The organism is Kribbella ginsengisoli (assembly GCF_039537185.1).
Taxonomy (GTDB): domain Bacteria; phylum Actinomycetota; class Actinomycetes; order Propionibacteriales; family Kribbellaceae; genus Kribbella; species Kribbella koreensis.
Genome location: NZ_BAABAA010000011.1, coordinates 185,664 through 209,990, shown reverse-complemented (window position 1 = coordinate 209,990; position 24,327 = coordinate 185,664). Strand labels below are relative to the sequence as shown.

General features: G+C 68.0%; 23 protein-coding genes. 9 read left to right on the top strand and 14 right to left on the bottom strand.

Annotated features, from left to right (window positions below):
- The 5 genes from ABD768_RS32390 to ABD768_RS32370 all read left to right on the top strand — a co-directional run.
- Positions 1-538: extracellular solute-binding protein (locus tag ABD768_RS32390; protein WP_344846960.1), on the top strand; the 538-nt coding region annotated here is incomplete at its 5' end.
- Positions 535-1,431: a carbohydrate ABC transporter permease gene (locus ABD768_RS32385; protein WP_344846958.1), complete on the top strand. Its 897-nt coding sequence runs from the start codon at positions 535-537 to the stop codon at positions 1,429-1,431. The genes ABD768_RS32390 and ABD768_RS32385, both read left to right, overlap by 4 nt.
- Positions 1,431-2,249, top strand: a complete 819-nt coding sequence (locus ABD768_RS32380; RefSeq protein ID WP_344846956.1) for a carbohydrate ABC transporter permease — start codon at positions 1,431-1,433, stop codon at positions 2,247-2,249. The genes ABD768_RS32385 and ABD768_RS32380 overlap by 1 nt, the downstream gene beginning before the upstream one ends.
- A gap of 5 nt (positions 2,250-2,254) precedes the next feature.
- Entirely contained in the window at positions 2,255-3,310 is a 1,056-nt protein-coding gene (locus ABD768_RS32375) for a glycoside hydrolase family 130 protein (protein WP_344846954.1), read from the top strand.
- A 5-nt stretch (positions 3,311-3,315) separates the two neighbouring features.
- The gene (locus ABD768_RS32370) at positions 3,316-4,659 is read left to right on the top strand and encodes a phosphomannomutase/phosphoglucomutase (RefSeq protein WP_344846952.1); all 1,344 of its coding nucleotides are present in this window, start codon (positions 3,316-3,318) and stop codon (positions 4,657-4,659) included.
- 6 nt (positions 4,660-4,665) lie between these two features.
- Here ABD768_RS32370 and araA read toward each other — a convergent pair whose 3' ends face one another.
- The 11 genes from araA to ABD768_RS32315 all read right to left on the bottom strand — a co-directional run bounded on the left by araA (position 4,666) and on the right by ABD768_RS32315 (position 17,469).
- Complete coding sequence (gene araA / locus ABD768_RS32365; RefSeq protein ID WP_344846950.1) at positions 4,666-6,201, bottom strand: L-arabinose isomerase; 1,536 nt, start codon at positions 6,199-6,201, stop codon at positions 4,666-4,668.
- Positions 6,198-6,875 (bottom strand): L-ribulose-5-phosphate 4-epimerase, encoded by a 678-nt coding sequence (locus ABD768_RS32360; RefSeq protein ID WP_343965195.1) that lies wholly within the window; start codon positions 6,873-6,875, stop codon positions 6,198-6,200. Before ABD768_RS32360 ends, araA begins: the two co-directional genes overlap by 4 nt.
- Positions 6,872-8,557 carry a ribulokinase gene (araB, locus tag ABD768_RS32355; protein ID WP_344846948.1) on the bottom strand — a complete coding sequence of 562 codons (1,686 nt, stop codon included), beginning with the start codon at positions 8,555-8,557 and terminating at the stop codon, positions 6,872-6,874. Before araB ends, ABD768_RS32360 begins: the two co-directional genes overlap by 4 nt.
- A 67-nt stretch (positions 8,558-8,624) precedes the next feature.
- Positions 8,625-9,611: a LacI family DNA-binding transcriptional regulator gene (locus ABD768_RS32350; protein WP_344846946.1), complete on the bottom strand. Its 987-nt coding sequence runs from the start codon at positions 9,609-9,611 to the stop codon at positions 8,625-8,627.
- A gap of 87 nt (positions 9,612-9,698) precedes the next feature.
- Positions 9,699-10,949: a multiple monosaccharide ABC transporter permease gene (mmsB, locus tag ABD768_RS32345; protein ID WP_343965200.1), complete on the bottom strand. Its 1,251-nt coding sequence runs from the start codon at positions 10,947-10,949 to the stop codon at positions 9,699-9,701.
- On the bottom strand, positions 10,946-12,484 hold the full coding sequence (mmsA, locus tag ABD768_RS32340; RefSeq protein WP_344846942.1) for a multiple monosaccharide ABC transporter ATP-binding protein: 1,539 nt from the start codon (positions 12,482-12,484) through the stop codon (positions 10,946-10,948). The genes mmsB and mmsA overlap by 4 nt, the downstream gene beginning before the upstream one ends.
- Positions 12,485-12,511: 27 nt before the next feature.
- Positions 12,512-13,651, bottom strand: coding sequence for a multiple monosaccharide ABC transporter substrate-binding protein (gene chvE, locus ABD768_RS32335; RefSeq protein WP_343965203.1), 1,140 nt, complete (start codon positions 13,649-13,651; stop codon positions 12,512-12,514).
- A 240-nt stretch (positions 13,652-13,891) separates the two neighbouring features.
- Positions 13,892-14,191 (bottom strand): ribonuclease H family protein, encoded by a 300-nt coding sequence (locus ABD768_RS32330; protein ID WP_344846940.1) that lies wholly within the window; start codon positions 14,189-14,191, stop codon positions 13,892-13,894.
- Positions 14,192-14,410: 219 nt separating this feature from the next.
- Positions 14,411-15,466, bottom strand: a complete 1,056-nt coding sequence (locus tag ABD768_RS32325; protein WP_344846938.1) for a Gfo/Idh/MocA family protein — start codon at positions 15,464-15,466, stop codon at positions 14,411-14,413.
- A 1-nt stretch (position 15,467) separates the two neighbouring features.
- Positions 15,468-16,310: a sugar phosphate isomerase/epimerase family protein gene (locus tag ABD768_RS32320; RefSeq protein WP_344846936.1), complete on the bottom strand. Its 843-nt coding sequence runs from the start codon at positions 16,308-16,310 to the stop codon at positions 15,468-15,470.
- Entirely contained in the window at positions 16,294-17,469 is a 1,176-nt protein-coding gene (locus ABD768_RS32315; protein WP_344846934.1) for an ROK family transcriptional regulator, read from the bottom strand. The genes ABD768_RS32320 and ABD768_RS32315 overlap by 17 nt, the downstream gene beginning before the upstream one ends.
- A 209-nt stretch (positions 17,470-17,678) precedes the next feature.
- On the opposite strand from ABD768_RS32315, the gene ABD768_RS32310 reads away from it, so the two are divergent.
- Positions 17,679-19,529 carry a S41 family peptidase gene (locus tag ABD768_RS32310; RefSeq protein WP_344846932.1) on the top strand — a complete coding sequence of 617 codons (1,851 nt, stop codon included), beginning with the start codon at positions 17,679-17,681 and terminating at the stop codon, positions 19,527-19,529.
- Between the two features lie 71 nt (positions 19,530-19,600).
- Here the strand turns inward: ABD768_RS32310 and ABD768_RS32305 are convergent, their stop codons facing one another.
- Positions 19,601-20,827: a glycoside hydrolase family 6 protein gene (locus tag ABD768_RS32305; protein WP_344846930.1), complete on the bottom strand. Its 1,227-nt coding sequence runs from the start codon at positions 20,825-20,827 to the stop codon at positions 19,601-19,603.
- A gap of 130 nt (positions 20,828-20,957) precedes the next feature.
- Between ABD768_RS32305 and ABD768_RS32300 the strand changes: the two genes are divergently transcribed.
- Complete coding sequence (locus ABD768_RS32300) at positions 20,958-21,254, top strand: chorismate mutase (RefSeq protein ID WP_343965216.1); 297 nt, start codon at positions 20,958-20,960, stop codon at positions 21,252-21,254.
- A 47-nt stretch (positions 21,255-21,301) separates the two neighbouring features.
- On the opposite strand, the gene ABD768_RS32295 is transcribed toward ABD768_RS32300, so the two are convergent.
- Positions 21,302-21,730, bottom strand: coding sequence for a hypothetical protein (locus ABD768_RS32295; RefSeq protein ID WP_343965218.1), 429 nt, complete (start codon positions 21,728-21,730; stop codon positions 21,302-21,304).
- 144 nt (positions 21,731-21,874) lie between these two features.
- On the opposite strand from ABD768_RS32295, the gene ABD768_RS32290 reads away from it, so the two are divergent.
- Together ABD768_RS32290 and ABD768_RS32285 are read left to right on the top strand one after the other, a co-directional pair.
- A complete protein-coding gene (locus ABD768_RS32290) occupies positions 21,875-22,747 on the top strand; it encodes a carbohydrate kinase family protein (RefSeq protein WP_344846928.1) in 873 nt (290 codons plus the stop codon).
- Positions 22,740-23,681 (top strand): pseudouridine-5'-phosphate glycosidase, encoded by a 942-nt coding sequence (locus ABD768_RS32285; protein WP_344846926.1) that lies wholly within the window; start codon positions 22,740-22,742, stop codon positions 23,679-23,681. The genes ABD768_RS32290 and ABD768_RS32285 overlap by 8 nt, the downstream gene beginning before the upstream one ends.
- Here the strand turns inward: ABD768_RS32285 and ABD768_RS32280 are convergent.
- Positions 23,634-24,266, bottom strand: a complete 633-nt coding sequence (locus ABD768_RS32280; RefSeq protein WP_344846925.1) for a DUF2461 family protein — start codon at positions 24,264-24,266, stop codon at positions 23,634-23,636. The genes ABD768_RS32285 and ABD768_RS32280 overlap by 48 nt on opposite strands.
- Positions 24,267-24,327 lie beyond the last annotated feature (61 nt).

The following is a 24,327-nucleotide window of genomic DNA, read 5'->3' as shown; positions in this document are numbered from 1 at the left end:
CGCCGACAAGCTCGCGTCGCAGGAGAAGTACACGGGCGACTCGTTCGTCGACGGCACTTCGGCGATGGCGATCGTCGGGCCGTGGGCGATTGCGACGTACAAGGGGAAGGTCGAGTGGGGCGCGGTACCGGTGCCGACGTCGGCCGGCAAGCCTGCCAACGAGACGTACACCTTCAGCGATGCGAAGAACGTCGCGATGTACTCGGCCTGCAAGAACCGTGGCACGGCGTGGGATGTGCTGAAGTTCGCGACCAGCAAGGAGCAGGACGGCAAGTTCCTCGAGCTGACCGGGCAGATGCCGCTGCGGAAGGACGTCGCCGCCACCTACAGCGACTACTTCGCGAAGAACCCGGACTACAAGCAGTTCGCCGACCAGGCAGCCCGGACCGTCGAGGTGCCCAATGTGCCGAACTCGATCACCATCTGGCAGACCTTCCGCGACACGTACTCCAAGTCCGTGATCTTCGGCCAGGAGGACCCGGGCCAGGCCTTCGCGACCGCCGCGCAGAAGATTGACCAGCTGGTGTCCCAGCCATGACCAGTACGACGCTCGGCCGGCTCGTCGGCCGGCAGCCGATCGGGGCCGCCCTGGTCGCGCCGTACGTCGTGTTCCTGCTCGCCGTCTTCGCCTACCCGCTCGGCTTCGCCGTCTACATCTCCTTCCACGACTACTTCTTCGCCGCCCCCGGGGCGCAGGTCGACCGGCCGTTCGTCGGCTTCGACAACTACGTCACGGTGCTGTCCGACCCGGCGGTCCGACGGGCCTTCGGCAACGTCCTGGTCTTCCTGGTCATCAACGTGCCGCTGACCGTCGTCTTGTCGCTGGTCCTGGCGAACGCGCTGAACGCAGCGATCCGCTGGCGCACGTTCTTCCGGGTCAGCTACTACGTCCCGTACGTGAGTGCCAGCGTCGCCGTCGTCGGGGTCTGGTTGTTCCTGTTCAACTCCAACGGCCTGGTCAACTCGGTGCTCGGCCCGCTCGCCCCCAACCCGTCCTGGCTGGTCAACTCCAAGCTGGCGATGCCGACCGTCGCCGTCTACGTCACCTGGAAGCAACTCGGCTTCTTCATCCTGCTCTATCTGGCCGCCCTGCAGAACGTGTCCAACGATCTGTACGAGGCGGCCGAGATGGACGGCGCCAACCGCCGGCAACGGTTCCTCAACGTCACGGTGCCGGGCGTACGCCCGGCGACCACCCTCGTCGTCCTGCTGGCGACCGTCACTGGCGCGAACCTGTTCACCGAGCCCTACCTGCTCACTGGCGGCGGTGGACCGGACGGCGCCTCGGCCTCACCGGTCCTGATCATGTACCAGCGCGGGATCGAGCAAGGCAATCCCGACGTCGGCTCCGCGATCGGCGTCCTGCTCATCATCGGCGTCCTCCTGCTGGCACTGGTCGAGCGACGCTTCGTCGGACGGGACGAGGACTGATGAAGCTCAAGTTCGCCGCGCTGCTGGCCGGCTCGTTCGTTTTCCTCTTTCCCTTCTACTACATGCTGATCGGGTCGCTGCAGGCCGAGCCCGATCCCGCGATCACCGGAGCGTTCCCCTCCCCCGGCAACCTGACCGGCCACAACTACGCCGAGATCAACAAGGCGATCCACCTCGGCCGGTCCCTGATCAACTCCGGCGTCTTCACCGGCGGCGTCATCATCGGGACCCTCGTCTTCGGCGTTTTCGCCGGCTATGCCCTCGCCCGGTTGCGGTTCCGCGGCCGCGGGCTGGTCTTCAACCTGATGCTGCTCATCCAGGTCGTCCCGTTCCAGTTGCTCACCATCCCGCTCTACGTGCTGATCGTGCGCAGCTACGGGCTGGCCGACTCCTACCTCGGCATGATCCTGCCCTTCGCGATCAACTCCACCGCGGTCTTCGTCTTCCGGCAGTACTTCCTCCAACTGCCGGCCGAGTTGTTCGACGCGGCCCACATCGACGGCGCCTCCGAGCTCAGCATCCTCTGGCGGGTGGCCGTCCCGCTGGTCCGGCCGGCCCTGCTCACCGGCGTACTGCTCACCTTCATCGGGCCCTGGAACGAGTTCCTCTGGCCGTTCCTGATCACCAAACAGCAAGACCTGCAGCCACTCGCGGTCTCGCTGTCCAACTACCTCACCACCGTGTCCGCGCGAGCGGCCAACCCGTTCGGCGCCGTCCTGGCCGGGGCGTGCGTGCTCGCCGCGCCCGCGGTCGGGCTCTTCGTCGCCTTCCAGCGGCAGTTCATCTCCCAGGGCCTCGAGTCCGGAATCAAAGGTTGATCACGATGACAATTCCCTACACCCTGACCCGCGCCGGTGTGCTGATGAGTCCGCAGGCGGGCAACGAGCTCGAGGTCGAAGGGGTGCTCAACCCCGCGACCGGGCACGGTCCGGACCGGACCCTGTACCTCCTCCCGCGACTCGTTGCGTCAGGCAACGTCTCGCGGGTCGGCCTGGCCCGGGTGGAGGTCGAGGACGGCGTACCGGTCGGCGTCCGGCGCGAAGGCGTCGTACTGGCGCCGGACGAGGGCTGGGAACGCGGCAAGAACAACGCCGGCGTCGAGGACCCCCGGGTGACCTTCATCCCGACCCTCGGCCTGCACGTGATGGTGTACGTCGCCTACGGGCCGCTCGGTCCGAAGCCCGCCCTCGCGACCTCAGCTGATTTGCGCGAGTGGCGCCGACTCGGCCCTCTTCATTTCGAGTACCAGCCCTTGCTGGACACCGATCTCAACCTGTTCCCGAACAAGGACACCGTGTTCTTCCCACGCCCGGTACCCGGGCCGGACGGCGAGCCGTCGTACGCGATGCTGCACCGGCCGATGTGGGATCTGGGCTGGTTCCGCGAAGGCGAAGGAGTCCACCTGCCGGCCGGTGTCACCGACGAGCGGCCGGGCATCTGGGTGTCGTTCGCGCCGGTCGCCGCCGTCGAGAGCGACCTCCGCAACCTCACCCACCTGGCCCACCACCGTCTCGTCGCGCTGCCGGAGTACCCGTTCGAGCAGTTGAAGATCGGCGCCGGACCCCCACCCCTGTGGACGCCCGAGGGCTGGCTGGTGATCCACCACGGCGTCACCGGCGAGCAGCCCCGCGGCTTCGACCCGACGACGCAACGGGTCACCTACTCGGCCGGCGCGATGCTCCTCGATCCGGACGACGTCACCAAGGTGGTCGACCGGACGACCGAGCCGCTGCTGGCGCCGGAGACCGACGACGAGCGGGTCGGCACCGTTGCGAACGTGGTCTTTCCGACCGCGATCGAGGAGATCGACTGCGTCCACTACGTCTTCTACGGGATGGCCGACGCGAAGATCGGCGTCGCCCGGCTGGACAAGGTGTGACCGCCATGCGCGATCTCGACACCCTGATCAAGGCCTACGACATCCGCGGCACCGTCCCGGACCAGCTCGACGACGAGCTGGCCTTCCAGGTCGGAGCGGCCTTCGCCCACCACCTCGCCGCCCCGCTCATTGCCGTCGGCCACGACATGCGGGTGTCCTCGCCGTCGCTGGCCGCGGCGTTCTCAGCCGGCGCGGCGGACCGCGGCGCCGACGTACTGTCCATCGGCTACGTCTCCACCGATCTGCTGTACTTCGCCTCCGGTCTGCGCAACGTGCCCGGCGCGATGATCACCGCCAGCCACAACCCACCGGCGTACAACGGCATCAAGATGTGCCGCCCGGGCGCCGCGCCGGTCGGCCAGGACACCGGACTACGGGAGATCAGAAAGCTTCTCGAGACCGGCCTGCCAGATTTCGACGGCTCCCCCGGCAGTATCGACGCCGTCGACCTCCTCCCGGCGTACGCCGACTACCTGCGCGACCTCGTCGACCTCACCGGCAGCCGCCCGCTGAGGATCGCCGTCGACGCAGGCAACGGCATGGCCGGCCGCACCGTCCCCGTCGTGCTCGATCACCCCGCCTTCGAGCTCATCCCGCTGTACTTCGATCTCGACGGCACCTTCCCCAACCACGAGGCCAACCCGATGAACCCGGCCAACCTCGCCGACCTCCAGGCCGCCGTCGGCCGGCACAGCGCCGACCTCGGACTCGCCTTCGACGGCGACGCCGACCGCTGCTTCTTCATCGACGAGACCGCCCAGCGCGTCTCGCCCAGCGCCGTCGTCGGCCTGATCGCCACCCGCGAACTCGCCCGTCGCCCCGGAGCCGCCGTCGTCTACAACGCCATCACCAGCAAGGCCGTCCCCGAAGACATCACCGAACACGGTGGCCGCCCGATCCGTACCCGGGTCGGCCACTCATTCATCAAACAGGTCATGGCCGACAACGACGCCGTCTTCGGTGGCGAGCACTCGGGCCACTACTATTTCCACGACTTCTGGAACGCGGACAGCGGCATGCTCGCCGCACTCCACGTCCTGCAAGCCCTCGGGCAGTCCACCAAGCCACTATCCGAGTTGATGCGGGAGTTCACCCGGTACGTCGCGAGCGGCGAAATCAATACCGTCGCCGACGACATCCCAGCCATCCTCGCCCTGGTCGAGGCGCGCTACCGCGATCGGGGCGCAACCGCGGACCACCTGGACGGCCTCACGATCACCCTCCCGGACGGCACCTGGTTCAACCTCCGGCCCTCCAACACCGAGCCTCTACTCCGCCTCAATGTCGAGGCAGCCGACGACGCGACCATGAGCAACGTCCGCGACGAGGTGCTCGCCTTGCTCAGGTAGAGCGGATCAGCGGGGGCTGGTGAGGCGGTGGTAGGTGTCGGTCCAGTGGAGTTCGCGCTGGAAGGCACGGACGGTGGTCGAGGCGTCGATGACGGCTAGTTCGACGGACAGCAGGTCGGCGAAGTCCTCGTAGACCTCGCGGTCGAGAGCCGTCGTCAGGACCGTGTGGTGAGGTGCGCCGGCCACCAGCCATGACTCGGCCGAGGTGGCCAGTGACGGCTCCGGCTTCCAGACCGCGCAGGCGACCGGGAGCTGCGGAAGATCCTCATCGGGTTCCACCACCTGTACTACGTTCGCCGTGAGGCGGAAGCGGCTGCCCAGATCGGACAGCCCGACCACGACCCCGGCGCCGGGATCCGCAGTGAAGCGCAGGCGGACCGGGTCCTCGCGGCCGCCGATGGAGAGCGGGTGGATCTCCAGCGCCGGCCTGGCCGTCGTGAGCGAAGGGCACACCTCGAGCATGTGCGCGCCGAGGATCTTCTCCTCCCCCGGCACCAGGTGATACGTGTAGTCCTCCATGAACGACGTGCCACCGGGCAGCCCAGCAGCCATCGCCTTGCTGGCCCGCAACAGCACCGAGGTTTTCCAGTCGCCCTCGCCGCCGAAACCGTAGCCGTCGGCCATCAATCGCTGCACCGCCAGGCCGGGCAGCTGCCGCAGTCCGCCCAGATCCTCGAAGTTCGACGTGAACGCACCGAAGCCACCGTTGGTCAGGAACGAGCGAAGGCCCAGCTCGATCCGGGCGCCGTACCGCAGCGACTCGTGCCGGTCGCCACCGGGCAGCAACTCGGGCGCGACCGCATAGGCATCGCCGTACTCCTCCACCAGCGCGGTGATCTCGGCATCGGCGATCTCGTCGACCGCGGCGACGAGGTCGTTGACGCCGTACGTGTTGACCGAGACGCCGAACCTCAACTGCGCCTCGACCTTGTCCCCTTCGGTGACGGCGACATCGCGCATGTTGTCGCCGAACCGGGCGACCTTGAGCGACCGGAGCTCCGCGGCCCCGATCGACGCCCGGACCCACTGCCCGACCCGGTGCTGGACCGATGGCGACTCGACATGCCCGGCGACGGTCTTGCGCGGTACGCCCAGCCGGGACTGGATATAGCCGAACTCCCGATCCCCGTGGGCAGCCTGGTTGAGGTTCATGAAGTCCATGTCGATCGTCGACCAGGGCAGCGCGACGTTGGCCTGCGTGTGCAGGTGCAGCAGCGGTTTGCGCAGCGCGTCGAGTCCCGAGATCCACATCTTCGCCGGAGAGAAGGTGTGCATCCAGGCGATCACGCCGACGCACTCCGGCGTACTGTTTGCCTCCAGCAACTGTCGGCGGATCGCGTCCGCGTCCATCAGCACCGGCTTCCAGACGATCTGGGCCGGCAGGTCCGCTTCGGCGAGCCGCTTGGCCACCGCCTGGGACTGTTCGGCGACCTGCTGGAGCGTGCCAGGTCCGTACAGACTCTGACTGCCGGTGAGGAACCACACCTCTTGAGGCGGCTGGCTGTTGTTCACGAAGCTGCGGTCCTTCCAGGGAGTTGTCATCGTTGCCCGTAGACGTTCTGGTACCGGTCGAAGAGGCGGTCGACCGAGGCCTGCTCGATCGGGACCGGCCGGCCGAGCTGCTGGGCCAGATGCACGGTCCGGGCGACGTCCTCGCACATCACCGCCGCCTTGACGGCCGACTCGGCGGTCGGCCCGATGCTGAACACCCCGTGGTTCTGCATCAGTACGGCGGGCGAGCGGGAGCCGCGCAGCGTCTCGACGATGCCGCGGCCGATCGAGTCGTCGCCGATCATGGCGAACGGCCCGACCGGGATCGGGCCGCCGAACTCGTCCGCGCACATCGTCGTGACGCAAGGGATCGGCTCCGCGCGCGCGGCCCAGGCGACGGCGTACGGCGAGTGCGTGTGCACCACCCCGCCGACCTCCGGCATCTTCCGGTACACGTAAGCCTGCGCCTCGGTGTCGGACGACGGCGCGTGTTCACCCTCGACGACCCGGCCGTCGAGATCGCAGACCACCATGTTCTCGGGGGTCAGCTCGGCGTAGTGGACTCCACTCGGCTTGATCACCATCAAGTCGTGGCCGGGCACCCGGGCCGACACGTTGCCCGCTGTCCACACCACCAGCCCGTACGCCGGCAGGTGCGCGTGCAACGCGGACACCTCCGCCCGCAAGCGGGTGAGAGTGCCGGCGACCTCCGCGACAACACTCACCGGCTCGCCTCCTTCGACTGAGCGGCGATCGCAGTACGCCGGATGGACTTCAGGTTCCGCATCAGCCGGGTATGCCGGCCGAAGTACTCGTGCAGTTCGAGGTAGACGCCGAACAGTTCGTCGTAGGCGCGGGCACGCTGCTCGTCCGGGAGATGGACCCCGCGCCTGACCTTGCCCATGCTCCGGGCCGCCGTCGGCACATCGGGATAGGCGCCGGCGGCGACGGCAGCATGGATGGCCGAGCCCAGCGCCGGCCCCTGCTCGGAGTCGATGATCGAGAGCGGCAGCCTGGTGACATCGGCGTAGATCTGCATCAGCAGGGCGTTCTTCGCCAGTCCACCGGCGATCACCAGCTCCCGCACCGGTACGCCGTTGCCGGCAAAGGTTTCGACGATGACGCGAGTACCGAACGCCGTCGCCTCGAGCAGGGCGCGATACCCGTCTTCCGGCCGGGTCGCCAGCGTCTGGCCGACGATCAAGCCGGACAGCTCGTGGTCGACCAGCACCGAGCGGTTGCCGCTGTGCCAATCGAGGGCGACCAGGCCGTGCTCGGCGACCGCCTGATCGGCCGCGAGTCTGGTGAGGTGTTCGTGCAGCGTCTCGCCCGCGGCGGCCGCGGCCTCGTGGTACGAGGGTGGGACCGCGGTATCGACGTACCAGCCGAAGATGTCGCCCACACCGCTCTGGCCTGCTTCATAGCCCCAGCTGCCGGCGATGATCCCGCCATCGACGACGCCACACATGCCCGGTACTTCGTGCAGCTCGTCCGCGTTCATCACGTGGCAGGTCGAGGTGCCCATGATGGCGACCATCTGGCCCGCATCGACTGCCTGGGCGGCTGGTGCGGTGACGTGCGCGTCCACGTTCCCGACGGCGACCGCGATGCCCTCGGGCAGACCGGTCCACTCCGCCGCCTCGGCGGTCAGCCGACCGGCCACCGAGCCGAGCCGGCCGATCTCCTGGTCCAGCTTGCCGGCGACGAATCCCCCGAAACCGGGAGCAAGGCGCTCGAGAAAGTCCACCGACGGATAGCGGCCGTCCTGCCGGATCCCTTTGTAGCCGGCAGTGCAGGCGTTGCGGACATATCTGCCGCACAGTTGCCAGACGATCCAGTCGGCCGCTTCGACCCACCGCTCCATCTTGTCGTAGAGCGGGCGGTCCTCCTCGAACAGCTGCAGGCCCTTGGCGAACTCCCACTCCGACGAGATCAGCCCGCCGTAGCGCGGTAGCCAGTCCTCGCCGCGTTCGCGGGCGAGCTCGTTGATGCGGTCGGCCTGCGGCTGCGCGGCGTGGTGTTTCCACAGCTTGACGTACGCATGCGGCCGGTCCGCCAGCCCGTCCACCTCGTTCAGCGGCGTCCCGTCGGCCAGGCACGGCACCATCGTGCAGGCGGTGAAGTCGGTCGCGATGCCGATCACCTGGGCGGGGTCGATTCCGGCCCGCTCGACCGCAGCGGGTACGGCAGTCCGGAGTACGTCGCGGTAGTCGTCGGGGACCTGCAGCGCCCAGTCCGGTGGCAGCCGCTGGCCGGTCTTCGGGAGCTGGTCGTCGATCACGGCATGGGAGTACTCATGCACCCCTGTACCGAGCTCGGCGCCATCGGACACCCTGACCACGACCGCGCGCCCGGACAGCGTGCCGAAGTCCACCCCGACCACGTAGCGCTCAGAATTCTCCGTCACAGCGAAATTGTGAGCGTTAACATTCATTCGTGTCAAGAATGGCGATCAGCCTTCTCAGATTGTCGTGTTAGCGCTCACCCGGAGCACGCGCGGAGTCACGCAGCACCAGGTCGGGACGGATCAGCTGGGTCGACGGATCGGTCTCCCCGTCCAGTGCTCGAAGGGTCAGCTCGACCGCCCGCCGGCCGAGCAGCGAGAACTCCTGATCGATCGTTGTCAGGGCCGGCCAGAGGTAACGGGCCTCGGGCACGTTGTCGAAGCCGACGACGCTGATCTCGCCGGGGATGTCGCGTCCCTTCTCGTGCAGCGCGTACATCAGCCCCATCGCCATCGCGTCGTTGGCCACGAAGACCGCTGTCACGTCCGGATCCTCGGCGATCCGCAAACCGGCCTGATAGCCGCTCCCGGGCGACCAGTCGCCGGCCAGCTCCGGTCCGGGCAGAACATGGCGATCCTCGTGCGCCCGCTGCCAGCCGGTACGCCGTTGACCGGCCTCCACCCACTCCAGCGGGCCGGTGACATGAGCGACGTGCCGGTGCCCCAGGTCGAGCAGATGCTCCACCGCGATCCGGGCGCCCATTTCCTGGTCGATGCCTACCGCCATCCGCTGGCCTTCGGTCACCCCCTGGACGACGATGATCGGGACGGGCGCGTCCAGCGACTCCACTTGCTGCAGCGCCTCGCGGTGGGCGACGGCGACCACGATCGCCTCGACCGCCTCGTCGAGCAGGCGATCCAGCGCGTTGCGCAGCGACTGCACCGAGAAGTCCTCGACGGCGACCAGCGATACGTCGTACCCGGCCTTGTGACCGGCATCCTGCACCGACACCGCGATCATGCTCGGCCCGTGCAGCACCAGGTGAGCCGAGATCATCCCGATCCGGTGCGACCTGTTCGTCACCAGCAGCCGGGCCGCGTTGTTGCGCCGGTAGCCCAGCTCCGCGATCGCGGCCAGGACGCGGGTCCGGGTCTCGGGCCGGACCAGCTCCGAACCGTTCAGCACCCGGGAGACGGTCTGGTGCGAGACCCCGGCCGCGGCCGCCACGTCCGCCATGCTCGGCGCCCGGCCATGAGCCCCACTCTGTCCCGTTCCCGCACTCACCATGGGGAAATAGTAAGGAGGTGCGGCGGGCCGCCCGAATCAGCGGGCGGCACCGGCGCGGCGTTTGTTGTAGATGTCGAAGGCAACGGCGAGCAGCAGTACCAGTCCCTTCACGACCGACTGGGTCGACTGGTCGATCCCCATCAGCTGCATCCCGTTGCTCATCACCGCCATGATCAGGCCACCCACCATCGCCCCGACGACGGTGCCGACGCCGCCGGCGACCGCCGCGCCGCCGATGAAGGCCGCCGCGATCGCGTCCAGCTCGAACATGTTGCCGGCCGCCGGCTGGGCGCCGTTGGACCTGGACGAGTAGATGACACCGGCCACCCCGGCCAGGAAGCCCATGTTGACGAAGATCCAGAAGTTGACCTTGCGCACCTTGACCCCGGACAGCATCGCCGCCGACAGGTTGCCGCCGATCGCGTACACCTGCCGGCCGAGCACGGTGTTCTTCGTCATCAGTCCGTAGACGATCACCAGGACGGCCAGCACGATCAACACGATCGGCAGGCCGCGGGCGTGGGCCAGTTGCCAGCCGAAGTACATGACGACCGCCGCGACCACCAGCACCCGGGCGACGAACAACGGGAAGGACTCGACCGGCTGCTCGTACCGGATCCGCGCCAGCCTGGTACGGAACACGCTGACCGCATACCCGGCGACCGCGAGCGCGGCGACGAGCAGCGTGAACGCGTCATAGCCCTGGCCGCCGATCAGGCCGTTCAGGAAGCCGCTGGCGACCTTCTGGTACTCCGCCGGGAACGGGGACAACGAGACGTTGTCCAGCACCTGCAGGGTCAGGCCGCGGAACAGCAACATACCCGCCAGCGTCACGATGAACGCGGGCATCCCGACGTACGCGACCCAGAAGCCGTGCCAGGCGCCGACCGCCGTACCGACGGCCACGGCCGCCACGACACCGATCCACCAGGGTTGCCCGTGCTGGATCACCAGCACGGCCGACACCCCACCGGTCAGCGCCACGATCGACCCGACCGACAGGTCGATGTGGCCGGCGATGATCAGGATGACCATGCCGATCGCGAGCACCAGGATGTAGGAGTACTGCAGCACGATGTTGGTGATGTTGCCCGGACTGAGCAGCACGCCGTCGGTCAGGAAGGCGAACAGCGCCACGATCACGACGAAGGCGATGTAGATGCCGCTCTGCCGCAGGTTGCGGGTGATCAGCGTGCGCGGATCACTGGTACCGACGTGCAGCGCGGCGGCCGGAGCACTCTCCGCCGGCGTCGCCTCGACCGGTGCGGATGGTTTGGTACTAGTCATCCGGCGAGCTCCTTCTCCCTCGTCATGAGCGCCATGAGACCCTCCTGGGTCGCTTCGCCGGCCGGCACCTCACCGGTGATCCGGCCGGCCGACAGTGTGTAGATCCGGTCGCACATCCCGAGCAGCTCCGGCAGTTCGGAGGAGATGACGACGACCGCCTTGCCGGCCGCCACCAGCCGGTTGATGATCGTGTAGATCTCGAACTTGGCGCCGACGTCGATGCCGCGGGTCGGCTCGTCGAGGATCAGCACGTCCGGGTCGGTGAACAGCCACTTCGACAGCACGACCTTCTGCTGGTTGCCGCCGGACAGCGTGCCGACCGGGTCCATCACGGTCCGGGTCTTGATGTTCATCTCCCGGCGGCCGTCCTCGGCGACCTTGATCTCCTCGTTGCCGTTGACCCAGCCGGCCCGGGACAGCTTGCCGAGTGCGGCGGCGGAGACGTTCACCCTGACGTCGGCGATCAGGTTCAGCCCGTACCGCTTGCGGTCCTCGGTGGCGTAGGCGATCCCGGCCCCGATCGCCTCGGCGACGGTTCGCGCCCGTACCTGCTTGCCGTGCATGAAGACGCTGCCGCTGATGTTGCGTCCGTACGACCGCCCGAAGATGCTCATCGCCAGCTCGGTCCGCCCCGCGCCCATCAGTCCGGCGATACCGACCACCTCACCGGCCCGCACGCTGAAGCCGGCCCCGTCGACGACCTTGCGCGGCTGGACCGGGTGCCACACCATCCAGTCCTCGACCCGCAGTACCTCCTCGCCCGGCGTGGAGACCCGCTCGGGGTAGAAGGTCGCGATGTCGCGCCCGACCATGCCGCGGATGATCCGCTCCTGGGTGGCGTCCGCGGAGCCCATGTCGAATGTCTCGACCGTCCGTCCGTCCCGGATCACCGTGGTGGAGTCGGCGATCGCGGTGATCTCGCTCAGCTTGTGCGAGATCATGATGCAGGTGATCCCCCGGTCCCGCAGCCGCCGGAGCAGATCGAGCAGGTGCGCCGAGTCGACGTCGTTGAGGGCGGCGGTCGGCTCGTCGAGGATCAGCAGCCGGACCTCCTTCGACAACGCCTTGGCGATCTCCACCAGCTGCTGCTTGCCGACGCCGAGCTCGCTCACCGGCGACACCGGGTTCTCGTCCAGGCCGACGGAGGCCAGCAGGTCGCCGGCCTCCGCGTTGGTCCGGTTCCAGTCGATGAAGCCGCCCCGGCCGCGCCGTTCGTTGCCGAGAAAGATGTTCTCGGCGATCGACAGGTACGGAACCAGGGCCAGCTCCTGGTGGATGATGACGACGCCGACGGCTTCGCTGTCCCGGATGCCGTTGAACCGCACCGGCGTACCGTCGAGGACGATCTCGCCGTCGTAACTGCCGGTCGGGTAGACACCGGACAAGACCTTCATCAGGGTCGACTTGCCCGCTCCGTTCTCCCCGCAGATCGCGTGGATCTCCCCTCGCCGGACGGCGAGCGAGACGTCCTCGAGCGCCTTCACGCCCGGGAAGCTCTTGCTGATCCCGCGCATCTCCAGCAGTACGTCGCTCATCCCTCTCCTTTCCCGGTCAGCCGTCCGTCACTTGGCCTGACCGGCGGCCACCTCGGCGGCCGTGTAGTACTGGGAGTCGACGAGTGCCTTCTGGATGTCCGGCTTGAAGACCGTCTGGATCGGCAGCAGGTACGCCGGGACGACCTTGACGCCGTTGTCGTAGGACTTGGTGTCGTTGGCCTCCGGCGTCTTCTTCTGCAGGAACGCCTCCGCCGCGTTCACGGCCTGCTCGGCGAGCAGCCGGGTGTCCTTGAAGATGGTGGAGCTCTGGACTCCGTCGTTGATCAGCTTGACCGAGGCGATCTCGGCGTCCTGGCCGGTGATCGGCGGCACCGGGCCGGCCGTCTTGCCGTAGCCCGCGTTCTGCAGGGCGGTGATGATGCCGCGCGAGATGCCGTCGTACGGCGACAGCACGCCCCCGACCTTGCTGCCGTCGTTGTAGCTCGAGGTCAGCAGGTTCTCCATCCGCTTCTGCGCCGCCTCCTGCTGCCAGCGCAGGGTCGCGACCTGCTCGAGCTTGGTCTGCTTCGACTTGACGACCAGCGTTCCGTCGTCGAGGTACGGCTTGAGGGTGTCCATCGCGCCCTGGAAGAAGTAGTGGGTGTTGTTGTCGTCCAGGGAGCCGGCGAACAGCTCGATGTTGATCGGGCCGGCCTTGCTGGTCTTCGCGCCGTCCGCGCTCTCCAGCCCGAGGCCGCGCAGCAGCGCCTTGGCCTGGGCGACGCCGACCTTGTAGTTGTCGAAGCTGACGTAGAAGTCGACGTTCTGGCTGCCGCGGATCAACCGGTCGTAGGCGATCACCGGGATCTTCTTGTCGGCCGCGGCCTGCAGCTGGCTGCTCAGCGCGGTGCCGTCGATCGCGGCGATCACCAGGACGTCGGCGCCGCGGGTGATCAGCTGGTCGACCTGCTGGGACTGGGTCGGGATGTCGTCGTTCGCGTACTGCAGATCGACCTTGTAGCCCTTCGCCTCGAGCTTCTCCTTCACCGCCTTGCCGTCGGCGATCCAGCGCTCGGAGGTCTGCGTCGGCATCGCCACCCCGATGGTCAGATCGGCCGGCTTCTGGCTGGCGGTGTCGGTGGACGCGCCGGCGCCCTCGCCACCGCACGCAGCCAGGCCGAGCACCAGCAGAGCACCACTGAGAGTGGCCATCAACTTCTTGTTCACGAACTCTCCCCTTCCGGGACAGGTCACTCCCGTAGCAACGGGGGTTGAGCGGGATGTTAGCGCTCACATATTGGCGCTGACCCGAGGCGCGGTCAAGACATCGACAGGTGGCTCCGTCGTCACGTTCTCGTAACGGCAGCAGCGAAACCTTTCGACCGCTCCGCTGCGGACCGACCGATGTCAGCGCTCACAGCGCAACCGCAGGAAAGCCACCCGGTCGGTGCTACCGGGCTGTCGCCGTCAGCGCTGTGGGAAGCAGGCGGCGACGGCCAGGGTGTCCACGAAGTCGTTCATCTCGTGGCCGGAATGGCCCTTCACCCACTGGAAGGCGACATCCCCGCGCTCGATCACCGATTCCACCAGGGGCTCCCACAGGTCCCTGTTGGCGACGGGCTTGTTCGCCGAGGTGAGCCAGCCTCGCTCGAGCCAACCGACGTGCCACCCGTCGCGGAAGCAGTTGACGACATAGGTCGAGTCCGAGACGACCAGCAGCGGACCGTCGTTCGCCCGCACGGCCTCGAGGGCGGCACGGATCTCCATCCGCTGGTTCGTCGAGTCGGCCTCGTGCCCGGCCCGCGTACTCGGTCTTCGACAACGCCCAGGCCCAGCCCCCAGGTCCGGGGTTGCGCGAGCAGGCGCCGTCGGTGAACACGGACCGCGCTCCGACGGGGACCGCCATGTCGGCCGGACGAGGACGGCGGGTACGAGGTTTCACGGCAAGACCCTACCCGGCCGTCTCCGTCCGTCGAGCGAGCCTGCTCAGCGAGTGATCGTCACCTCGGCGCCGGTCCGGGCGGACTCGTAGACGGCCGTCAGGATGCGGGCCATCTCGAGGCCGTGGGTGGCGGGCGCGTCGGCGGGGATCTCGCGGCGGCAGATCTGCAGGAAGTGGTCGATCTGGTTGGCGAAGGCGGTGGTGAAGTCGAAGCCGAGGGAGTCGATCTGCGGCTGGATGTGCACCAGGGTGTCGTGTTGCTCGGTGATCATCAGCAGCTCGGGCTCGATCTCGGCGCCGCCCTTGTCGCCGTGGATCTTCACGCTGGTGGAGTTGCGGGCGTGCAGCGAGTACGACGTGTCGACGTCGAGCACGGCCCCGTTCGCGAACCGGATCTGGGCCGTCGCGTAGTCCTCGACGTTGTTCACCCGGGTCGCCGACGCGGCGCGATACCGGGTCAGGTGCTGGATGTTGTCGCGGGCACCGAGCGGCGCGAAGGTCACGCCGGACGCCGATACCGCTTCCGGCTGTCCCATCAGGTACCAGCACAGGTCGATGATGTGGACGCCCAGGTCGATCAGCGGGCCACCACCGGAGATGTCGACGTCGCCGAACCAGCCGCCGGGATTGCCGGCCGCCCGGATGATCGAGGCCCGGGCAGCGTAGATGTCGCCGAGCTCGCCGTCGTCCAGGAATCGCTTCACCACCAGGGCATTCGGCGCATACCGGCGTACGTAGCCGATCTGCAGCGCCTGCCCGGTCTCCTTCGTCGCCTGGACCAGCGCCTCGGCCTCGGCCACCGTCACCGACATCGGCTTCTCGATCAGCACGTCCTTGCCCGCCCGCAGCGCCGCCTCGGCGATCTTCGCGTGCAGGACATTCGGCACGCAGATGCTGACCGCGTCGATGTCCGCGTCGGACAGGATCTCCTCGACGACGTCGGTGGCCTTCGGTACGCCGAACTCGTCCGCGCGCGCCTTGGCCCGCTCCCGGTCGAGGTCGCAGACGGCGACCAGCTCGGACTGCGGGTTCTGCTGGTACGAGATCAGGTGCTGGCCGGCGATCGCGCCCAGCCCGATCACTGCGATCCGGGTCGTCATGTCAGGCTCCAACCAGTTCGAGGATGTTCTTGAGCGAGCGTTCGATGGCGTGCGGTGTCGCCTCCAGGCCCTCGAACTCGAGGCTGACCGGCACATCGGGCTTGGTCGCGACCACGGCCAGCAGACTGGCGAGGTCGACGTCGCCGTGGCCCGCGACCGTACCGAGCAGGTAGTCGCCGGCCAGCGTCTTCAGCCAGCCCTCACCCGGCGCCGTACGCCGGATGTGGAAGTCCTTCACGCCGATCGAAGCCGCGACGTCGATCAGCCCGGCCGCCGTCTTGCCCGGTACCTCGCCGACGCACAGCCCGTTGCCGAGATCCAGCGTGATCTTGAAGTTCGGCCGGTCGACCGCGTACACGAGCCGGGACAACCGCTCGCTGCCGTTCATGAAGAAGCCGTGGTTCTCGATCGTCGACACGATGCCCAGCTCCGCGGCGTGGTCGGCGACTGCCTGGCAGCCGATCACGACCTGCTCGAACGTCGACTCGAACTCGGCCTGGTCCTGCTCGCGCCAGGCCCACGGCGCGACGTCGTGCCGGAAGATCCGCGCGCCGAACCGGTGCGCGACATCGAGCTGCCGGCGCAGCCGATCGATCTGTTCACCGTCGGCCGTCCGCAGATCGCCACTGACGAGGTAGTTCACGATCGGTACGCCGATGTCGGCGGCGTGCGCGGCCGCCTTCCGGACGACCTCGTCGTTCTCCAGGTAGTAGTCACCGTCGACCGCGGCGACCTCCACATGCCCGGCGGGCGAGGCCGCGACCCAGTCCAGGACGGCGATCAGGTCCATCTCACCGCTGGCCATGAGCTTGCGGAAGCAGTACGAGCTAACTCCCAATTTCACTGGTGGTCCTCTCGACGTCGTCAGTGATCCCCGTCCACGGGCTCGGGTAGCCGTGGACGCCGTAAATGTCCGAACTGAATTGGTCGAACGCGTTGCCGGCCGCTCCCAGCACGACGGCCTCGCGGCCCAGCGCCGAGGCGACGAACGGCGGCCGTTCGGGGAAGAGCAACTCCTTGTCGACCGCCGCTTCCAGCGCCCGGATCAGTACGTCGCTGTCCGCGGCCGGCCCGCCCCGGACGACCAGCACCTCGGGGTCGACGACCAGCAGCACGGTGGCGATCCGCTGGGCGATCTGCGCGCAGAAGTCCTCGATCTCGGCGCGGGCGTCCGGGTCACCGGCTGCGGCGGCCTTCAGTACCGCCTCACCGGTCGGTCCTGACGTCCATACCAGCTGCCCGCGTCGTGCATTGCGGGTCCAGCGCATCTTGCGCTGGGCACCGAGCTCGCCTGCCATCCGGTGCCGTCCTTGCCGGATGACCCCGTTGAGAACGATCGAGACCGACAGCCGGGTACCGATCTGGAGGTAGACGACATCCTCGTACCCACGGCCGGCGCCACCCCGTTGCTCCGCAAGCGCCGCCAGCTTGATGTCGTTGTCAACGGCAACGGAACACCCCAGCGTCCCAGTCAGCGTCTCGGCGATCGGCAGGCCAACCAGGTCAGGGATCGCAAGACACGCGCGCAGACTCCCGTCCGCCTCGACCACGCCCGGCAGCGCCACCCCAACCGCCCGCAGCCGCTCGATGTCGACCGATGCCTCCGCGACGACAGCGCGCACGGCCCGCTCGATCAACGCGACATCGGGATGCTGCTCCCCCATCAGCTCGACATAGGCAAGCCGCTCGCCGGCCAGGTCATACAGGACTCCACGGGCACCCCGCGGCCCGAGATCCACTCCGGCCACCAGCCCTGCCTCGCGAGCGAACCGGAACGCACGGGCAGGCCGCCCAGGTCCTGCGACCGCAGGACTCGCCGAAGTCACCAGCCGGGCATCAAGAAGATCGTCCAGCACAGCATGCACGGTCGGCCGCGACAATCCCGTCCCGGCACTGATCGCGCCAACCGTCTGCGCGTCATCGGTGGTGCTCAGGAACTGCAGACAGGCAACCTGATTGGCCGACCGCTCGACCTGAGCCGCCCCTCGGGCCCCACCGTCCATCGTCCCACCTTCCAGGTATCGCAACCACCTTTAATAAACACGGTATCAGAATAGTCGGGTCTCCGCGTCGGCTACGCCCGCCCGAGGGCTTGTAGGGCGGGCCAGGTGGGGGGATGCTGGTGGGCAACTTTTCCGGGGGTGGTGGAGTCATGGCTCAGCCAGACAGTGTCGTTCTCAGTGCGGATCATGGGTTGGGGACCGTGCGCACGATGCCGCAGTTCCGGGGGCATATCGCGCGGGGGCCGTTGAGTGACGCGCAGCGTCGGGTCGTGCTGGATCAGGCGGAGATTCTGATCGGTGAGGTTTATGCGCATCTGCCGCTCAAGCGGGCGATGCATGCGATCGATCCGCTGCAAGCGCTCCGGCTACTGCGGCATCGGCTGGCCGATCTCAGCGAGACAGAGTTCCATGTGCAGCTGCAGCGGATCTTCCTCGGGCTGCACGACCTGCACACCAACTACATCCTGCCGTCGCGATACGCCGGCTTCGCGTTCCTCGGCATCTTCCTCGAACGCTGCGTCGACGACGGCCAGACGAAGTACCTGGTGACCAAGACGTTCGACCACATCGTCGGCGACCCGCAGCTCACCGCGGGCGTCGAGGTGACGCACTGGAACGGTACGCCGATCCAGCTCGCCGTCGAGGCCAACGCCGCCCGCGAGGCCGGCAGCAACAAGGCCGCCCAGCTCGCGCAAGGCCTGCAGAACATGACGTTGCGCTCGATCAACATGTCGCTGCCACCGGACGAGGACTGGATCGACGTCACCTACAAGGTCGGCGGGACGACCCACCAGACCCGCGTGCCCTGGCGGGTCTTCGAGTCCGCCACCGAAGTGACCACTCCCGGTACCCTGCCATCACTGCCCACCGGCGTCGGAGTCGCGGCTCACCACCTGGTCGGTATGGACCTCCGCACCGAACTGGCGCGGCGCGTGAAGCGCCGGCTGTTCGCTCCGGCCTCGCTCAGTGCGGCGCCAGTCGCCGCGAAGGCCCGCAAGCCGCGCGCCGCCGCTCCCCTGGCAGCCGGCCCAGTCCCGACCAACCGTCCCGACGAGCTCAAGGCCCGGATCGTCGACACCCCGAGCGGCACCTTCGGACACCTGCGGATCTTCACGTTCCACATGCAGGACCAGGACATCGAGGGCTTTCTGAATGAGGTCGCCCGGTTGCTCTCCCTGCTCCCGCCCGAGGGCCTGGTGCTCGATGTCCGCGGCAACGGTGGCGGCTACGTGATCGCGGCGGAGTACCTGTTGCAGTTCTTCAGCCCGGGCCGGATCACTCCGGAGCCGTTCCAGTTCGTGAGCACGCCTGGTACGACCGGGCTGTCCACGACGGTCCCCGACTATCAGGCCTGGAAGGCCTCGTTGGAGGAGTCGGTTAGTACAGGTTCGGCGTACTCGACCGCCCTGTCGCTCTATCCGGTCGATGTGGTCAACAGCACCGGGCAGCTCTATCAAGGACCAGTTGTGCTGGTGACGGACGCGCAGTGCTACAGCGCGTGCGACATCTTCGCCGCCGGTTTCCAGGACCACGAGATCGGGCCTGTACTCGGGGTCGAGGGCAACACCGGGGCGGGCGGCGCCAATGTCGTCACGCACGAGGAGCTACGGACCGAGTGGACCGACGGTCAGCTCAAGCAACTCCCCAAGGGCGTGCAGATGCGGGTGGCGCTGCGCCGCTCGCTGCGGGTCGGCACCCGGATCGGGCAGCCGTTGGAGGACCTCGGCGTCGTACCGGACCGGCTCCACGAACTCACCAAGCGCGACCTCATCGAAGAGAACGCTGACCTGATGGCAGCCGCAGGCGTCCTGCTGGCTGAGCGGCAACCGCGGTTGCTGCGCTTCACCTCGGCCGCGGCCGGCGCCAAGAAGCGGAAACTCACCATCACGACGGGCTCCGTCACCAGCGTGGACGTGTACGTCAACGGCCGACCGGTCGCGACAAGCGCTACCACCGACGGGAGCACCCAACTCACCGTCCCCGGCGCCGCCGGCGACACCATCCGAATCGAAGGCTACGACGCCGGCAAGCTCGTCGCCGCCAGCCAGCAGCAGGTCTGAAGGCTCCGTCGCGCCGAGCCGGCAGCAAGTTTGACCAGGGCGGCGACTACCTGATGCTCAGGGCAATCTCGCTAATGACCGAGCAGCTTCATGGCGATGGCGGGGCTGAAGTCGCCGGCATCGGTGCCGGCGCCGATGCCGCAGTCGCCGTCGGATTCGCCCGGCGGCTTGACCCAGAGCTGCAGGTCGAGGCCGGTGGCGCCGCCGGTGCGGGGCGTGACACCGACCCGCTCGCCGGTCGGATTGCACCAGTCGTCGCCGTTCAGGGGGTTGCCGTTGCGGCTGGTGTCGATGACGAAGTGCTTCGACGTCCCGAGGGCCGCGTTGACCGCGTTCGCGTAGCTGACGTTGCGGGCGGTGGACTGGAAGTTCGACACGTTCAGCGAGAACCCACGGGCGTTGGCGACGCCGGCGGCCTTGAGCCACTTGGCCATCGTGCCGGCCGGGGTCCAATCGTCGTGACCGGCATCCAGATACGTCCACGTATTCGGCGCCGACGACCGTAGCTGGTCAACGGCATAGCTGAGCAGCGACAACCGGGTGGTCTGCGCCGACGAACTCAGGCAGTCCAACTGGGGCAACGCATCCGGTTCGAGAATGACGACGGCGGGATTCGTGCCGATCGCCGCGGCCATCGAGTCGATCCACGACCGGTACGCCGAGGTGCTCGAAGCACCCTCACCGCCCCCGCAGCCACGCTGCGGAATGTGGTAGAAGACGAGCACCGGCAGCTTCCCCGCTCGCGCGGCCCCGGCCACGTACGCCCGGGCATCGGACACGTCCGCGCCATCACCGTTGAACCAGCGCCCCAACGGGCGATCGGCGATCCCGGCCTTGATCGAGGCGCTTCGCGAGTCACTGCTGTGCTCGCTGACCCAGTAGACCGGCTGGGACTGCGGGTCGACGTACAAGCCGTCGGTCTGCGAGAGCGGATCTCCCTGCTCTGGAACCACAACCGGCTTCACGGTCGGCGTGCTGGCGGCCTTCTTGGCCGAGGGCTTCGTCGTGGTCTTCGCCGAGGGCTTCACCGACGAGGGACTGGACGGCTTCCGCACCGGCAGGGTCGCCGGTTTGGCGGACTGACTGACCGACGGACTGCTGGCCGGAGGCTTCGCACTGGCTCCGATGGGGCCCTGGTCTGCCATCTCATTCACCGAGGTACCGGTCGGCTTCGCTCCTGCGGAAGGGTCCGAGTCACCGCGTCTCGCCAGTGCCACCGTCGTTCCCGCGGCGGCGATCGCGCAGGCCGCGGCCAGCGCGACCACAACCCTGGACCGCCGCATATCTGGCAGCCGCATCTCAACTCCAAGCTCGATTCACGCGGCTTTCCCCGCGACAGCGACGGACACTAGCTGATAACGGCCAGATAACAAACCCTTCGAAGGCGCTGTGCCTGAGGGTTCGAAGGCGCTGTGCCAGAGTGGTGGTGTGACTGAACTGGATGTGACTGCTGAACTCGGCCGGCTGCGGGGCACGATCGACAACATCGATGCCGCATTGGTGCATCTGCTTGCCGAGCGGTTCAAGTGCACTCAGCAGGTGGGGGCACTGAAGGCCCGGAGTGGGTTGCCGGCGGCTGACAAGTCGCGGGAGGAACGGCAGATCACCCGGCTTCGGTCGCTGGCGACGGGCGCGGGGCTGGATCCGGTGTTCGCCGAGAAGTTCCTGAACTTCATCATCGCCGAGGTGATCCTGCACCACGAACGGATCGCCGAGGCGCACTGACCGCACGGATCCCTTCAGGAGAAGGGATCCGTGGTCCGGTCGAGTGGTCAGAGGGTGGCTTGGATGGCGATGCTCGCCGGGTTCGGGCAGAGGAAACCACCGCTCGACTTCGGCACGTCCTGCTCCGGGAACGTTGCGCTGCTGCCGGCGTACGTACCGGTCAGCGAGCCGGTGTAGCCGCAGCTGATCGGCTTGCTGACGGCAACCTTCAGGCTGAGGATCGCCGCGTCACCAGGGCCGAACGTCAGCGAGCCGGTCGCCGTACCGTCGGCGGCACACCCGTCGGCGATGTCGATGGACTGGATCTGGACCGAGGCCGGCGGCGGACCGCCGGCATACGTGAACGTGAAGGCACACGACTGTCCCTCGAACGTGATCGTGCCGGAGCCGGCGGCGTCGGCGTACGCCGGGGCGGCCCCGAGTCCGAGGAGCGAGGTGAGGATCAGGGCGGACAGAGCGGATCTGGGCAAGCGCATTGCGACCTCCAGAGTGGGGGGCGGTTGAGTCGCAGCAGCTGCTGGTTCAAACGCTAGCTTTGTTACCTTGCGGTAGTCAACCGGTTACGCCGGGTCAAAATGAAGAACTCTCACTCGGTGCCGGCCGTCGCCTAGGGTGGTCCCGTGACCCTTGTGTGCATCGGCGACCTGGTCGAGGACGTCGTGGTCTGGTCAGCCGACGCGACGCGGCCGGGGACGGACAATCCGGCGCGGATCCAGCGCACGCGGGGCGGGGCGGCCTCCAACGTCGCCGTCTTCGCGAGCAGTCTCGGTACGCCGGTACGCTTCATCGGCCGAGTCGGCGACGACCCGGCGGGCGAGACCCTGGTACGCGACCTGATCACCGCAGGCGTCGACCCGAAGGTCCAGCGCCAAGGCCGCACCGGCACCATCGTCATCCTCGTCGACGCCACCGGCGAACGCACGATGTTCCCCGATCGGGCCGCCGCCGCCGAACTCGCCGACGTCCCGGACGAGTGGCTCTCCGGCGCCGCGGCGTACCACCTCTCGGCGTACTCGCTGACCGGACCGTCCTGGCCGGTTCTCCGCCGGGCCGCGGAACTCGCCCGTGCCGACGGCGCGATCCTCAGCATCGATGCCGCTTCGGTCGCGCTCATCGACTCCATCGGGCCGGCGAAGTTCCGCGCCTTGATCAGGACGCTGCGACCCACGTACCTCTTCGCGAACGGTGTCGAGGCCGACGCCGGCTCGCTGCGCGATCTCGCCGGCCCCGGCACGACGGTCGTCGTCAAGAACGGCATGGAGCCCACCGAGATCCTTGCTTCGGGCAACGAGTCCGCGACCGTCCGGCCCGCGCCGGCCGACGAGGTGCTGGACACGACCGGCGCCGGCGACGCTTTCGCTGCGGCGTTCCTCAGCGCAGTACTGAACGATGCCGGCCCCGTTGCGGCGGTTGAAGCAGGCCATGACCTCGCCAGAAGGGTTCTCACCCAGCCTGGCGCCGTTCTGAACGACCAAGGAGCTGCTCGTGACTGACATCGTCTTCTCCGCTGAGGTGGCGCAGGCCCTGGCCGCCGGCCGCGCCGTCGTCGCGCTCGAATCGACCATCTTCTCCAACCTCGGTCTGCCCGCTCCTGCCAACGCCGAGGCGCTCAAGCTCTGCAAGCAAGCCGTCGACGACCAGGGCGCCACCCCCGCAGTAGCCGCCATCCTCGACGGCCGCCCTCATCTCGGCCTCACTCCGGACCAGGAAAAGCGTGTCCTGCAAGGCAAACGGAAGGTCGCCGAACGCGATCTGCCGGTCGCCCGCGCCCAGAAGTGGGACGTCGGCGTCACCACAGTCTCGGCCACGGTCGCCCTGGCGCACGCGGCTGGCATATCGGTCTTCGCCACCGGCGGCATCGGCGGCGTCCACCGCGGTTCCGAGCTCACCGGCGACATCTCGGCTGACCTCGACGCGATCGCCAGCCACCCCGTCATCACCGTCTCCGCCGGCGCCAAGGCGTTCCTCGACCTGCCGCGCACACTCGAGTACCTCGAGACCGCCGGCGTACCGGTCCTCGGCTGGCAACACGACTGGTTCCCCGCCTTCTACACCCGCTCGAGCGGCCTGCCGATCCCCCACCGGGTCGAGGACGAACAGACAGTCTGCGCCGTACTCCGCTACCGCACCCGCCCATCCACCGGCGTCCTCCTCACCGTCCCCATCCCCGAAGCCGACGAGATCCCGGCCGAACGAATCACCGCCGTCCTGACCGCCGCCCTCACCGCAAGCACCACCGCCGGCATCACCGGCCCTGCCGTCACCCCGTACGTCCTGGCCCAGATCGAGAAGCAGACAGACGGCGAAAGCATCCCCGCTAACCTCGCCCTGGCCCGCAACAACGCCACCATCGCCGCCCGGATAGCCGTCGCCCTGACCTCAGGCCAACGCGACGTGATTGACCAGCCAGCGAGTCAACGGCCGTAGCTGAGTGAAGGTGTCATGCACCCGCTCAACCGCAGCCTCTGTATGAATCCAGTCGTCACACCCGAGGTGCCGGCCCGCGATCAGCGTCCTGTGCCGCAGCAGCTGCGCCCGCGGATGATCAGCCGGATACCCCCGGAGCGGCCGCTTCAGCAGATCCCCCGAGATCTCGAACCCCTGCCGCTCGAGCTTCCGGACAACAGCCGCCAACCGAGGACCAGACGTCGAGTCAGCCACCGCCGTCCGGTACCGCTCGATCTGCTCCGACGGCGCGTACCACCAAGCCGCACTGACCCCCAGCCCATCCAGATCGAAGCGCAACGACAGCTCCACATTCCGCCCCAACCGGACAATCGCCCCCTGCCGCTGCCACGCCTCCAACATCACCCCGCCGTACCGCCACACCGCAAAGTCCTCGTACAAGGCATCCCGATCGGCGACCGCACTGAGCAGGTCGACCATCGGCTGGCGAACCAACTCCTCCCGATCCCGCCTGCACCGCTCCCTCACCTCAACCGACGGCACACCATCCAGTTCGAGTAGTACGTCGAAGGCCGCCCTCGGCCATCCCGCGAATCCACCGGTCACAACTCGCACCCTATGCAGTCATTTCCAGGTCTCGTGAACCGATCGTGTCGGCCCACCATCT

Coding starts and splice junctions, on each gene's coding strand:
- ABD768_RS32385 (WP_344846958.1), top strand. CDS start 535: ATGACCAGTACGACGCTCGGCCGGCTCGTCGGCCGGCAGCCGATCGGG.
- ABD768_RS32325 (WP_344846938.1), bottom strand. CDS start 15,466: ATGACGACCCGGATCGCAGTGATCGGGCTGGGCGCGATCGCCGGCCAG.
- ABD768_RS32295 (WP_343965218.1), bottom strand. CDS start 21,730: ATGCGCTTGCCCAGATCCGCTCTGTCCGCCCTGATCCTCACCTCGCTC.
- mmsB (WP_343965200.1), bottom strand. CDS start 10,949: ATGACTAGTACCAAACCATCCGCACCGGTCGAGGCGACGCCGGCGGAG.
- ABD768_RS32375 (WP_344846954.1), top strand. CDS start 2,255: ATGACAATTCCCTACACCCTGACCCGCGCCGGTGTGCTGATGAGTCCG.
- mmsA (WP_344846942.1), bottom strand. CDS start 12,484: ATGAGCGACGTACTGCTGGAGATGCGCGGGATCAGCAAGAGCTTCCCG.
- ABD768_RS32370 (WP_344846952.1), top strand. CDS start 3,316: ATGCGCGATCTCGACACCCTGATCAAGGCCTACGACATCCGCGGCACC.
- ABD768_RS32305 (WP_344846930.1), bottom strand. CDS start 20,827: ATGCGGCTGCCAGATATGCGGCGGTCCAGGGTTGTGGTCGCGCTGGCC.
- ABD768_RS32315 (WP_344846934.1), bottom strand. CDS start 17,469: ATGGACGGTGGGGCCCGAGGGGCGGCTCAGGTCGAGCGGTCGGCCAAT.
- ABD768_RS32380 (WP_344846956.1), top strand. CDS start 1,431: ATGAAGCTCAAGTTCGCCGCGCTGCTGGCCGGCTCGTTCGTTTTCCTC.
- ABD768_RS32350 (WP_344846946.1), bottom strand. CDS start 9,611: ATGGCGGACGTGGCGGCCGCGGCCGGGGTCTCGCACCAGACCGTCTCC.
- ABD768_RS32330 (WP_344846940.1), bottom strand. CDS start 14,191: ATGGAGATCCGTGCCGCCCTCGAGGCCGTGCGGGCGAACGACGGTCCG.
- araA (WP_344846950.1), bottom strand. CDS start 6,201: ATGACAACTCCCTGGAAGGACCGCAGCTTCGTGAACAACAGCCAGCCG.
- ABD768_RS32310 (WP_344846932.1), top strand. CDS start 17,679: ATGCCGCAGTTCCGGGGGCATATCGCGCGGGGGCCGTTGAGTGACGCG.